General features: G+C 49.8%; 11 protein-coding genes and 1 tRNA gene. 7 read left to right on the top strand and 5 right to left on the bottom strand.

Going from position 1 to position 11,989, the window contains the following annotated elements; translation table 11 throughout:
- From folK to tsaD, 3 genes are read right to left on the bottom strand one after another with little or no spacing between them, the layout of a single operon-like run.
- The gene (folK, locus tag XMD530_RS01190; RefSeq protein ID WP_173506592.1) at nucleotides 1-480 is read right to left on the bottom strand and encodes a 2-amino-4-hydroxy-6-hydroxymethyldihydropteridine diphosphokinase; all 480 of its coding nucleotides are present in this window, start codon (nucleotides 478-480) and stop codon (nucleotides 1-3) included.
- Entirely contained in the window at nucleotides 480-836 is a 357-nt protein-coding gene (gene folB / locus XMD530_RS01185; protein WP_217364138.1) for a dihydroneopterin aldolase, read from the bottom strand. Before folB ends, folK begins: the two co-directional genes overlap by 1 nt.
- Nucleotides 836-1,885: a tRNA (adenosine(37)-N6)-threonylcarbamoyltransferase complex transferase subunit TsaD gene (tsaD, locus tag XMD530_RS01180; protein WP_173506591.1), complete on the bottom strand. Its 1,050-nt coding sequence runs from the start codon at nucleotides 1,883-1,885 to the stop codon at nucleotides 836-838. The genes folB and tsaD overlap by 1 nt, the downstream gene beginning before the upstream one ends.
- A 175-nt stretch (nucleotides 1,886-2,060) precedes the next feature.
- Here tsaD and rpsU point away from each other — a divergent pair, with 175 nt between their 5' ends.
- The 5 genes from rpsU (at nucleotide 2,061) to XMD530_RS01155 (ending at nucleotide 6,855) form a co-directional block, all read left to right on the top strand.
- Nucleotides 2,061-2,276: a 30S ribosomal protein S21 gene (gene rpsU / locus XMD530_RS01175; RefSeq protein WP_169451420.1), complete on the top strand. Its 216-nt coding sequence runs from the start codon at nucleotides 2,061-2,063 to the stop codon at nucleotides 2,274-2,276.
- Nucleotides 2,277-2,346: 70 nt separating this feature from the next.
- A complete protein-coding gene (locus XMD530_RS01170) occupies nucleotides 2,347-2,790 on the top strand; it encodes a GatB/YqeY domain-containing protein (RefSeq protein WP_173480408.1) in 444 nt (147 codons plus the stop codon).
- Nucleotides 2,791-2,825: 35 nt separating this feature from the next.
- Complete coding sequence (gene dnaG, locus XMD530_RS01165) at nucleotides 2,826-4,742, top strand: DNA primase (RefSeq protein ID WP_173506590.1); 1,917 nt, start codon at nucleotides 2,826-2,828, stop codon at nucleotides 4,740-4,742.
- A 141-nt stretch (nucleotides 4,743-4,883) separates the two neighbouring features.
- Complete coding sequence (gene rpoD / locus XMD530_RS01160; protein WP_173506589.1) at nucleotides 4,884-6,716, top strand: RNA polymerase sigma factor RpoD; 1,833 nt, start codon at nucleotides 4,884-4,886, stop codon at nucleotides 6,714-6,716.
- 62 nt (nucleotides 6,717-6,778) lie between these two features.
- Nucleotides 6,779-6,855 (top strand) — tRNA-Ile (locus XMD530_RS01155).
- Between the two features lie 637 nt (nucleotides 6,856-7,492).
- Here XMD530_RS01155 and XMD530_RS01150 read toward each other — a convergent pair.
- The gene (locus XMD530_RS01150) at nucleotides 7,493-7,846 is read right to left on the bottom strand and encodes a hypothetical protein (RefSeq protein WP_173506588.1); all 354 of its coding nucleotides are present in this window, start codon (nucleotides 7,844-7,846) and stop codon (nucleotides 7,493-7,495) included.
- 109 nt (nucleotides 7,847-7,955) lie between these two features.
- Nucleotides 7,956-8,321, bottom strand: a complete 366-nt coding sequence (locus XMD530_RS11475) for a type IV pilin protein (RefSeq protein WP_371731651.1) — start codon at nucleotides 8,319-8,321, stop codon at nucleotides 7,956-7,958.
- Nucleotides 8,322-8,591: 270 nt separating this feature from the next.
- Here XMD530_RS11475 and pilB point away from each other — a divergent pair, with 270 nt between their 5' ends.
- Together pilB and XMD530_RS01135 are read left to right on the top strand one after the other, a co-directional pair.
- The gene (gene pilB / locus XMD530_RS01140) at nucleotides 8,592-10,307 is read left to right on the top strand and encodes a type IV-A pilus assembly ATPase PilB (protein WP_173506587.1); all 1,716 of its coding nucleotides are present in this window, start codon (nucleotides 8,592-8,594) and stop codon (nucleotides 10,305-10,307) included.
- Nucleotides 10,308-10,343: 36 nt separating this feature from the next.
- The gene (locus tag XMD530_RS01135; RefSeq protein ID WP_173488528.1) at nucleotides 10,344-11,591 is read left to right on the top strand and encodes a type II secretion system F family protein; all 1,248 of its coding nucleotides are present in this window, start codon (nucleotides 10,344-10,346) and stop codon (nucleotides 11,589-11,591) included.
- Nucleotides 11,592-11,989: the final 398 nt, after the last annotated feature.

The following is an 11,989-nucleotide window of genomic DNA, read 5'->3' as shown; positions in this document are numbered from 1 at the left end:
CTATAAAGAGTGCGGGTAAAGGGATTGATTTTCAAGCAACTGATCCCTTTTTTTATTCCATAATTCAATAAAGGTATAACCAAGCGTTGGGTGTTGCTGGTTTGGGCATAGATCGGCGGCTGGCAGTAACACGTGTGCGTAGTTTTCCAGGTCCTTATGTGGCAGATTGAACTGTTCAGATTCGACGATCTCTTGATCAAAGCAGAGCAGGTCAATGTCGAGAGCGCAGTAGCGACCACTCATTCGTCCCTGTTGAATCTCGATCGACTTCAGTGCATCAATCAACGACGCCTGGTCTAGCTCGGTTTCGGCTTTAGTGACTAGGTTGAGGTAGTCGGGTTGGGATGGGTCGATGGCAGAGCTGCGATAGCAGGGTGAGTGTTCGATGCTGCTGCAGAAGTGAGTGAGCTGCTCTAGGCCGGCACGAATGTTGGATTCGGCATGATGGTTGCTGCCGACGCCGAGCAGAATGTGGTGCACTAGAAACTTACTCCACGAGCAATTCGAACGCCGACCAGTTCCGCTTCAGCTACGGCGATCGGTTTGCCAATCTCAAGACGCAGTCCAGGAATATTGAATTGAGTCATTAAGAACTCTGATAGGTTTTCAGCGAGCGTCTCTAGCAGCTCCGCTTTGGCCTCTTGGCAGAACTGAATAACCGCTTCACTGACGGCGGCGTAATTGATAGAGGCTTCTAGATCGTTGTTCTTGGCCGCGTCACGAATGTCGTTGGCCATCTCTAAATTGATCACCATAGGCTGAAGTTCTGTCCGCTCATGCGGATAGATGCCAATGATTGCTTCGAATCTAAGATTTTTTATAAAAATAGTGTCCATTATTGCACCTCTCCAGCTTTGCCGAGGGCAGGTAGTGTCTCCATTGGCCAGCGTGGCTGGGCTGTAATGGCGAGTGGTGAGCGCTCCCCGGCCATCAAACGCTGAGTGCCTGCATAGGCAATCATCGCGCCGTTATCGGTACAGAACTTGGGGCGGGCGTAGAAAAGTTTAGCACCCTCTTTTTTGGCCATATCACCCAATTTTTTACGCAGTTTTTTGTTGGCGCTAACACCACCTGCGATCACGAGCTCTTTAAACCCGGTCTGCTGAATTGCACGTCGACACTTAATCGCCAATGTATCGACCACGGCATCTTCAAAACAGGCAGCAATATCAGCCGAGGTTTGTTGATCCAGCTCGCCCATTTCGCGCTTTGCAGCTTCAACCGTGTTCAAGGTGAAGGTCTTCAAACCTGAGAAACTGAAATCTAGCCCAGGACGATCGGTCATCGGTCTTGGGAAAGTATAGCGATCGCTGTTGCCACTTTCGGCCAGTTTGGCGATCAACGGGCCACCAGGGTAGTCCAGCCCCATCATTTTCGCCGCTTTATCAAAGGCTTCGCCGGCAGCATCATCCAATGATTCGCCAAGTAGAGAGTATTCGCCGATCCCTTTTACGCTGACAAGCTGGGTGTGGCCACCTGAAACTAATAGAGCGACAAAAGGAAAACTTGGTGGTGTCTCCTCTAGCATCGGTGCTAGTAGGTGCCCCTCCATGTGGTGGACGCCCACCGCAGGGATGCCCAGAGCTAGAGCCAATGCTCGACCAGTAGAGGCGCCGACCATCAGGGCGCCAATCAGTCCAGGTCCAGCTGTGTAAGCAATGGCATCAATAGAGTGCAGCGTACACTCGGCCTCTTTGCATACTTCTCTAATCAATGGAATCAGCTTGCGGACGTGATCTCGCGAGGCTAATTCGGGTACGACGCCACCATATTCAGCATGCATCTCTACTTGCGAGTAGAGCGCGTCACCTAAAAGGCCGCGTTCGCTGTCATAGAGCGCTACGCCGGTTTCATCACAGGAGGTTTCAATACCGAGTACAAGCATTCAGAGCTGGCCTTAATCATAGCTATTAATGGTGCCACATATTATTCAGAAATCTGGCTAGTTAGTGAAGCGTTAAATTGCTTTACATAAGGTGTGGTGCTCTGTATTATTTGGCGCCCTCGGAAAATTACGTCCGAGGTTAATTTAAACCAAACTTGAAAGGTAATTGGAAAACATGCCAGCCGTTAAAGTTAAAGATAACGAGCCATTTGACGTTGCACTACGTCGTTTCAAACGTTCTTGCGAAAAAGCAGGTATCCTAGCTGAAGTTCGTAAACGTGAAGCGTACGAAAAGCCAACAACTGCTCGTAAGCGTGCAGCTGCAGCAGCAGTTAAGCGTCACGCTAAAAAGCTTCAGCGTGAAAACGCTCGTCGCGTTCGCCTTTACTAATTAAGTAAAGACGCAGACTAGATTCCTTGTGGTCGAGTCTTTGTAGTAAACGATAGATTAGGTTATTAAGATGTCTTCATTGAAGAGTCAGATTACTGATGAAATGAAGGTTGCAATGCGCGCTAAAGATAAAGTGCGTCTTGGAACGATCCGATTGATGCTGGCTGAGATAAAGCGCATCGAAGTGGATGAGCGCATCGAACTTGATGATGATCGCGTGCTCGCGGTGCTAGACAAAATGGTCAAGCAGCGCAAAGACTCGATTGCCCAGTATCAGGCGGCTGAGCGTCCTGAACTGGCGGAAAAGGAGCAGCAAGAGACGGAGGTGATTAAAACTTTCTTGCCGCAGCCTCTCAGTGATGTAGAGATCGATGCAATTATCGATGCAGCAATTGCTGCAACCGATGCTTCCGGCATGCAGGCGATGGGCCAAGTAATGGCCATCATCAAGCCGCAACTTCAAGGTCGTGCCGACATGGGAGCCGTTTCAGGTAAGGTCAAAGCGAAACTCTGATAGAGTGTTCGCTGGAACAGACAGCGAGCAGTTGAATGTCAGGAAGAATTCCGCAGCACTTCATAGATGACCTTTTAGCGCGAGTGAACATCGTCGATGTGATCGATTCGCGTATCAAGCTTAAGCGCGCCGGTAAAAACTACTCCGCACTCTGCCCATTTCATAAAGAGAAATCCCCGTCGTTTTCAGTCAGTCCTGATAAGCAGTTCTACTACTGTTTTGGTTGTGGTGCTGGCGGCAATGCGCTCGGTTTTGTTATGGAGTATGAGAAGCTCAACTTTCCTGAAGCGATCGAAGAGTTGGCGCGTACCGTCGGTGTGGATGTGCCGCGTGAGCATGATCGTCAGCGCGATGTGGCTTATGAGAAACAGGTCAAGAAACAGTTTGATCTCCTCGAGAGCGCTAACGCCTTTTACCAACAGCAGTTGCGCAATCATAGCGACAAAGCTAAAGCAGTAGCCTATCTGAAAGAGCGTGGTCTGAGCGGTCAGATCGCCGCGCGTTTTCAATTGGGTTATGCCCCGCCGGGTTGGGATAACCTGCAGAAACACATAGCCAAAGAGACTGAGGATGCTGATCCGCTGCTACTCAAGTCCGGCATGATGGTCGAAAACGAAGAGCGCGGCCGTCGTTACGACCGTTTTCGCGATCGTATTATGTTCCCTATCCGTGATATGCGTGGTCGTACCATCGGTTTTGGTGGACGTGTATTAACGGACGAAAAACCGAAATACCTTAACTCCCCAGAGACCGATACCTTCCATAAGGGTAAAGAGCTTTATGGCCTCTATGAGGCGCGTCAGCATACCGGCTCATTAGAGCGTCTGCTGATCGTGGAAGGCTACATGGATGTGGTGAGTTTGGCGCAGCACGGTTTAACCTGGTCGGTGGCTACCTTGGGTACAGCAACCACTGAAGCGCACCTCGAGCGTATCTTTAAGATAGTGACTGAAGTGATCTTCTGTTTTGATGGGGATGCTGCAGGGCGTCAAGCGGCCAAGCGTGCGTTGGATACCTGTGTGCCGGTCATGAAAGATGGCCTAACAGCCCGTTTTCTATTCCTACCAGATGGTGAAGACCCTGACACACTGGTGCGCAGTGAAGGTCTGGATGCCTTTACGGCACGAGTGGATGAGTCTTTGCCGTTCAGTGAGTATTTCTTTAAAGCGTTGAGTGACAATATCGATCTCACCTCGATGGATGGTCGAGCTCGCTTTTCGACCCAAGCGCTTCCTAAAATTCGTAGCATGCAGACCTCAGTGCTGCAGCAGATGATGTTGGATCGGGTTGCCGAGATGACCGGTTTGACGATAGAACAGTTGGATACCATCACTAACCTGCACTCCAAAGTGGAGACGATCGCGCCTGAGTCTGCAGCTCGACCCAAATCGTCGTATCAGCCAGAGTCGATGCCGGATTATGACTCGGGTGAGTATCAGCATCCGCGCTATTTCGAATCGGAGTCGAGCTACTCAGATTCTTACTCCTCTCAGACTCCACAAGCTTCAGGGCCAGTGCGATCGGGTATCAGTACTAAGATCAACCTGGTTAACTCTGCAATCTCGATACTGCTGCACCGTCCTGACTTAGCGCATCAGGTGGTTCAGGCGACTGAATTGGAAGGGCTCTACGTTGAGAATATATCGCTGCTTAGGCAGTTGCTCAGCTACCTGCAGACCACTCCCGATGCGAGTCTGGGTACGCTGCTGTTGGATTGGCAGCGTGACCCAGAAATGGTGCCCAACCTGCTGATGCTTAATGAGATCTCACAGGTCGATCCGGTGCTCGATAATGTCGATGCCAAGGTGTTGCTGGATGATGCTATGGGGCGCTTATTATCACGTAAATACGAGCACGAATTGGCTGAACTGACGCGTCTCTCGCGTGAGCGACCACTGACTAACGAAGAGAAACAGCAGCTGGCGCAACTCTTGGCGCGTAAGGCCTTGTAAACCCTTCCTTCTGTCCCCACTTATAAACTATTAATAACCCTGTCGTTAATCCGTCTTTAACTGGCAGAGGTTGAACTTTTTAGCTATACTTCGGCGCTTGCAATTTTTGCGCGCCCAACGTGGCTAGACACAGGATTTTAAATGTCTGACAACACTGAACAGCAGCAATCACGCCTTAAGGAACTTATCGCTAAAGGTAAGGAACAGGGCTATTTGACCTACGCTGAGGTGAACGATCACCTCCCTGAAGATATCGCCGATCCCGATCAGGTAGAAGATATCATTCGCATGATCAATGACATGGGCATCTCTGTGTCTGAAGTTGCGCCGGATGCTGAAACGCTTCTTATGACCGACGGTGATGCAGGTGACGATACTGACGAAGAGGCGGTTGCCGCTCTTGCTGCAGTGGAGTCGGATGCCGGTCGTACTACCGATCCCGTGCGCATGTACATGCGTGAGATGGGTACCGTTGAGCTGCTGACTCGTGAAGGCGAGATCGAAATTGCGAAACGTATTGAAGAGGGTATCCGTGGTGTCATGGGTGCGCTTGCTCAGTTCCCAGGCAGTGTTGCCTTGGTGCTTGATGCCTACAAAACGACCGTTGAAGAGGAGGGTCGTTTAAGCGATTTGTTCAGCGGTTACATCGATCCTGATGCTGAAATCGCCAATAACAATCCTATTCCTGAAGAGGAGGAGGTTGAAGACGCAGACGATGATTCGGATGACGACGACAGCAACGATGATGATTCAGAAAAGGATCGTGGTCCAGACCCAGAAGAGGCGGCTGAACGTTTCGGTGCCATCGAAGAGGCTCTGGCTAAACTGATTAAAGCAGAGAGCAAAGGTCGTGATTCATCAGCATTTGGTGCAGCCCTTGAAGAGCTAGCACTGGTGTTTGCTCCCGTTAAACTGTCTCCACGCTACTACGATATGTTGGTTAGCCGTGTTCGTGGCTACATCGATCGTATCCGTACACAAGAGCGCAACATCATGCGTATGTGTACTCAGAAGTGCCGTATGCCGCGTGATCAGTTCATTAAAACCTTCCCAGGTAATGAAACTAATCCTGATTACTTCGATGATCTCGTTAAAGCGGGTAAGCCATACTCTGATGCGATCTCAGCAAGCCTAGATGATCTTAAACGTGCACAGCGTCGTCTGGTTGCCGTTGAAGAGGAGCTAAACATTGATCTAACCGAGATCAAAGAGGTTAACCGTCAGTTATCGATCGGCGAAGCGCGTTCACGTCGCGCGAAGAAAGAGATGGTTGAAGCCAACTTACGTCTGGTTATCTCGATCGCTAAGAAGTACACCAACCGTGGTCTGCAGTTCTTGGATCTGATCCAAGAGGGTAATATCGGCTTGATGAAGGCGGTTGATAAGTTTGAATACCGTCGTGGTTACAAGTTCTCGACCTACGCGACCTGGTGGATCCGTCAGGCGATCACTCGTTCGATTGCCGACCAAGCACGTACTATCCGTATTCCAGTTCACATGATCGAGACGATCAACAAACTGAACCGTATCTCGCGTCAAATGCTGCAAGAGATGGGTCGCGAAGCGACACCGGAAGAGCTGGCAGAGCGTATGGAGATGCCGGAAGATAAGATCCGTAAAGTATTGAAGATCGCGAAAGAGCCGATCTCGATGGAGACTCCAATCGGTGACGACGAAGATTCGAGCCTAGGTGACTTTATCGAAGATACAACGATGGACTCACCGATCGATTCAGCAACGGGTGAAGGCCTACGTGAATCGACTCGTGCTGTCTTGGCGGGTCTCACTGCTCGTGAAGCAAAAGTACTTCGTATGCGCTTTGGTATCGATATGAACACTGACCACACTCTAGAAGAGGTGGGTAAGCAGTTCGACGTAACGCGTGAGCGTATTCGTCAGATCGAAGCGAAAGCACTGCGCAAGCTTCGTCACCCAAGTCGTTCTGATCACCTACGTGGTTTCATCGACGAATAAATCTTTGATTTATAAGTTATTGCGCCCATATTACCAGCTAGGTATTATGGGCGCGCTTCTTAGGGCCCATAGCTCAGTTGGTTAGAGCGCTCGACTCATAATCGATCGGTCGCAGGTTCAAGTCCTGCTGGGCCCACCACTTCCTCTAGCTCCAACGGCGATCCTCCAATCTCGATAGTGCCGGTGACTGGCTTCAGCCTGTCATCCGCAGGCAGAATTTAATGCCTATCTGGAAAACACCGGTATAGCAGATGTCAGGCTAAAGCCAGACACCGGTGCTAATAGCTAGATTCATACAAAAAATAATCGCGGCCTTTTCAAGACCGCTCCAACAGTGCCTGTTTCTAATCTCGTGCCAATTTGTCCACGTCCGATCGAGAGTGAGTACGATGGTTTTTCACGGTTAAGAGTTCAATCGGCTGAGGCCCGGATGGCCGAAGTCTGCAACGGAGGCAGGAGCCGACTTATTGCCATGGAAGGCATGTATTCCGTTAATGCAGGAGCAATTAACGGTTTGCAGTGTCCTATTGGACTTCAGTGAAAAATCATTGAACGGAGCGTGCCGCAGGCCGAGTGAGCGTGGTCAGTTTTTGCTTACTTTTTTCTGACAAAAAAGTAAGGCTGGTCGCCTTTAGGCGAGTAGAAAGCTTTTGATCTAGCTTTTAGCTCTGGTGACTGGCTTTAGCCTGTCATCTGCGATATCGGTGTTTTCCAGATTGGTAGTAAAGTCTACCAGCGGATGACAGGCTGAAGGCCTGTCACCGATGATGCTTTATCTACCGGCTACAAATCGCCCCACCAATCTGTACCCACTCATCATCATTCTGAATCTGCAGTACATCAAATACCTGCACTTCGGCGGGTTTAATGTCGAAGCGGGTCAGTAGTTGGCAGGCGCGTTCGGCGTCGCTGTTGCGGTTTTGGCCGTTGGGTAGTACGCCTACCCCTAAAATATGCCCCTTATCCCACCAGACAGGGCGAGCAGGGAAAGTGGGGTCTTTGGCGAGTTCCGTCTCAACTTGTGCACGAGTCTGCAGCGACACTTCCGGCTTGCCACTCTCAATGTAGTAGGTAACTGCAGCAGCTAAGATAATCAGAATCAGCAGGGTAAGACGCTTGTAGCTTTTCAAGGGGAGACCTCATTAATCAATTGAGGCGCAGTGTAGTATGAGGGGAGAGTAAGAACAACTCGACTAAAGAAAAAGGCCGCAGATGCGGCCTCTGAAAATTTATAAACTATTATTGAATAGAACAATTTCCAGATGATATGCCACCTACAAAACACGAAGCTGAGCTAGATGTTCCATTTACCTCAACTTTCAGTTCAGTAGTTGTATTAACTGCAGAGCTAGCCCACGTGCTTGTAGTCGAACCTGACCAGTCACACGCAAGTGCGCCTGTTGGTGCAGTATATTCATCACCTCTAGCTGTATCAATCAATAGTTTATTAGCTTGACCTTTAGCTTCAGCAAGACATGCATTGTTTCGAGAATCGGTTACATATTCATTATAAGCCGGCAATGCGATCGCAGCTAAAATACCGATGATTGCGACTACGATCATCAATTCGATTAGGGTGAAGCCCTTTTGTGTTTTCTTCATCATAAGAAACTCTCCAGTGAGTTAACTATTAAATACATTAAGCGGTACATCCTTTGTGCCACTTGAACCCTCCCTGAGGGCTTCTCAATCCGTTACCTTTAAAGTAGACCAGATTTGGGAAGTTCCAAGTAAAAAAGTAAAAAAAATGCCAAAAAATTTTAAAAATACTGATTTAACTCACTTTTTTATCTTTAAACGTGCAGGTTTTCGATATCTTTGCCATAGTTAAGATAGTTAATAGAGAATTTTTGACCCATTATTTAGGAATCTTCTGTGCAGGCATCGAGTAACTTAAGCGGTTTAGCGAAGCGGTTGGTTAGTGACGGTGTGTTTACAGCCGAGACTGCGCAACAGGCTCTGCTTAAAGCGCGTGCCGAGCAACGCTCGTTTATCTCTTACCTGATTGCCAATCGTGTTATCAGTGCCCGTCGTGCCGCCAGTGCTGCATCTGAAGAGTTTGGTCTGCCGGTATTGGATCTAGATGCGATCCCATTAGATGTAATCCCTAAAGATGTGGTCGATTCTAAGGTGATTGTTCGCCACCACGCACTGCCGCTGATGAAGCGTAATTCTCGTCTCTATGTGGCGATCTCGGATCCGACCAATATCAAAGCTCTTGATGAGATGCGCTTTACTAGCGGTTTTCCGACCGAAGCGATATTGGTGGAAGAGGATAAGCTGACTCGTAAGATCGAGATGGTACTCGATTCCGAGGACAGTTCTGCCTCCCTTGGCGATCTGGGTGATAGTGACTTAGATAACCTCGAAGTGAGCGATACGGAGCTGCCGAAAGAGGAGAGCAGTGCCGAGGATGCCGCATCCGATGCGCCAATTGTTCGCTTTATCAATAAGATTCTGTTGGATGCCATTAATGGTGGTGCGTCCGATATTCACTTTGAGCCCTACGAGAAGAGCTACCGTGTCCGTTCGCGCATCGATGGTATTTTACAAGAGGTCAGCTCGCCGCCTAGAAACCTGGCAGCGCGCCTCTCTGCCCGTCTTAAGGTGATGTCTAATATGGATATTGCTGAGCGCCGTGTGCCGCAAGATGGTCGTATCAAGTTAAAGATCTCGGCTAAACGCTCGATCGATTTTCGTGTGAATAGCCTTCCGACTTTATGGGGCGAGAAGATCGTACTGCGTATCCTGGATCCCTCCAGTGCCAAGATGGGCGTTGACGCACTGGGTTTTGAGCCAGGTCAGCGTGAGCTCTACCTAGATACTCTGGCTCGTCCTCAAGGTATGGTGCTGGTGACCGGTCCAACTGGCTCGGGTAAAACAGTGACGCTCTATACCGGTTTGAACATCCTCAATGAAGAGGAGCGAAATATCTCCACCGCGGAGGATCCGGTCGAGATCAACATGGATGGGATCAATCAGGTCCATGTGAACCCGAAAGTGGGTTTAACCTTTGCCGAAGCGCTGCGCGCCTTCCTGCGTCAGGACCCTGATGTCGTCATGGTCGGTGAGATTCGTGATTTGGAGACGGCCGAGATCGCGATTAAAGCGGCTCAGACCGGCCACATGGTGTTATCAACCCTGCACACCAACTCGGCACCAGAGACACTGACGCGTCTACGTAACATGGGGGTCGCATCGTTCAATATCGCCACCTCAGCTACTTTGATTATTGCGCAGCGTCTGGCACGTCGACTCTGCACCGGCTGTAAAAAGCAGACCGATATCCCACATGAGACTCTATTAGAGCAGGGCTTTGAGGAGTCGCAACTGGCTGATTTGCATCTGTTTGAGCATAACCCAGAGGGTTGTTCGCGCTGTAACCGTGGTTACCGGGGGCGTGTCGGTATCTATGAGATGCTCGAAGTGACGCCGGCGGTGGCTGAGTGCATTATGGAGAATGGCTCGTCGCTCGACATCCTTGAGGTGGCGAAACGTGAAGGCTTTGCTACGCTTAGGACAGCAGGACTTAAAAAGGTTGCTGAGGGACTGACCAGTCTCGAAGAGATGAACCGCGTTATTAAGAACTGATCATTAATGCTTAATTATTTGATAGAAGTACTCTGAATGGCGAAGACCGCAACGCGAAAAAAATACAAAGAGCCAAAAATTCTGACCTTTGCTTGGACCGGTAAAGATAAAGCTGGTAACAAAAGTAAAGGGACCGTTGATGCGTTGACGCTCTCTGAAGCGAAGATCCAGTTGCGTAAGCAGGGGATCAACTACGACAAGGTCAAAAAACAGAGCGTTTCGATCTTCTCCAACAAAGATAAACCGATTAAACCGATCGATATTGCCTTTTTCACACGTCAAATGGCCACTATGATGCGCTCGGGCGTTCCGCTGTTACAGGGTTTGGATATCGTCGGTCAGGGTGCTGAGAAGGCGAAACTGAAGAAACTGATTTACGATATTCGTGCGGATGTGAATGGTGGCTCGGACCTGTCCACTGCCTTGTCTCGTTTCCCGCAATATTTTGATGATCTCTACGTCTCCTTGGTCGCTGCTGGTGAGCAGTCGGGTTCCCTAGAGGCGATGCTGGATCGCTTGGCACTCTACAAAGAGAAGAGTGAAGCGCTTAAAGCCAAGATCAAAAAAGCACTGACCTACCCAACCGCGGTTATTGTGGTCGGTCTTCTAGTAACCGCGATTCTGTTGGTTAAAGTGGTGCCGGTGTTTGAGGATGTCTTCGGCAGCTTCGGTGCCGACTTGCCCGCCTTTACTAAGTTCGTTGTTAATCTCTCTGAGATCGCGCAAAGTTATTGGCTCTATGTGCTGGGCCTGCTGTTTGTCGGTGGCTACTTCTTCCGGCGCGGCATGATCCATTCGAAGAAGTTCAGAGACTCCGTCGAACGAGCCAGTCTTAAAATCCCAGTGATTGGTGGCATACTCTATAACGCAGCGGTTGCTCGATTTGCCCGGACACTGGCGACGACGTTCTCGGCGGGTGTGCCGTTGGTGCAGGCTCTTGAGTCCTGTGCGGGTGCCGCCGGTAACGTGGTGTTCCACGATGCCATCATGCAGATCCGCAATGGTATTGCTGCCGGACAATCCTTGAAAAATGCGATCAATATGACCGGTGTATTCCCCGTGATGACCGTTCAGATGGTCGCCATCGGTGAAGAGGCCGGTTCACTTGACTCCATGCTCGATAAAGTCGCCGAGTTCTTCGAAGCGTCCGTCGATAACGCCGTCGATAACCTATCCAGCCTGTTAGAACCGCTGATCATGGTGGTGCTAGGTACCTTGGTTGGTGGTTTGGTTGTTGCTATGTACCTACCGATCTTCCAGCTTGGGCAGGTTGTAGGAGGATAGTTTTCTATCCTCCAGTGACAGGCTTCAGTCTGTCATCTGCTGGTAGATTTTAACCGGCGATCTGGAAAACGTTGAAAGAGTGGATGTCAGGCTAAAGCCAGACACCGCTGCTGTTGGCTAGATCCCCATTAATACCCATCGCGGCCTTTTCAAGACCGCTCCAACAGTGCCTGATTCGAATCTTGTGCCGATTTATCCCCGTCCGACTGAGAACGAGCACGGTGTTCTTTTTCGTTAAGACGTTGAAAGGATCGAGCCCCGGATGGGCGAGAGTTTCAGCGCCTGCACGGAGCAGGCTTAGAAACACGACGTTTTGTATGCAGATGATGCAGGTGCAAATCATCTGTCTGAAATGTGCCTTTCGATGTTAGAAAAAGAGTATCGCGCGCAGTGTGCCG

Source organism: Marinobacterium sp. xm-d-530 (assembly GCF_013283365.1).
Taxonomy (GTDB): Bacteria; Pseudomonadota; Gammaproteobacteria; order Pseudomonadales; family Balneatricaceae; genus Marinobacterium_E.
Note: the sequence above shows the minus strand (reverse complement) of the source record. Positions and strands in the feature narration are given on the sequence as shown.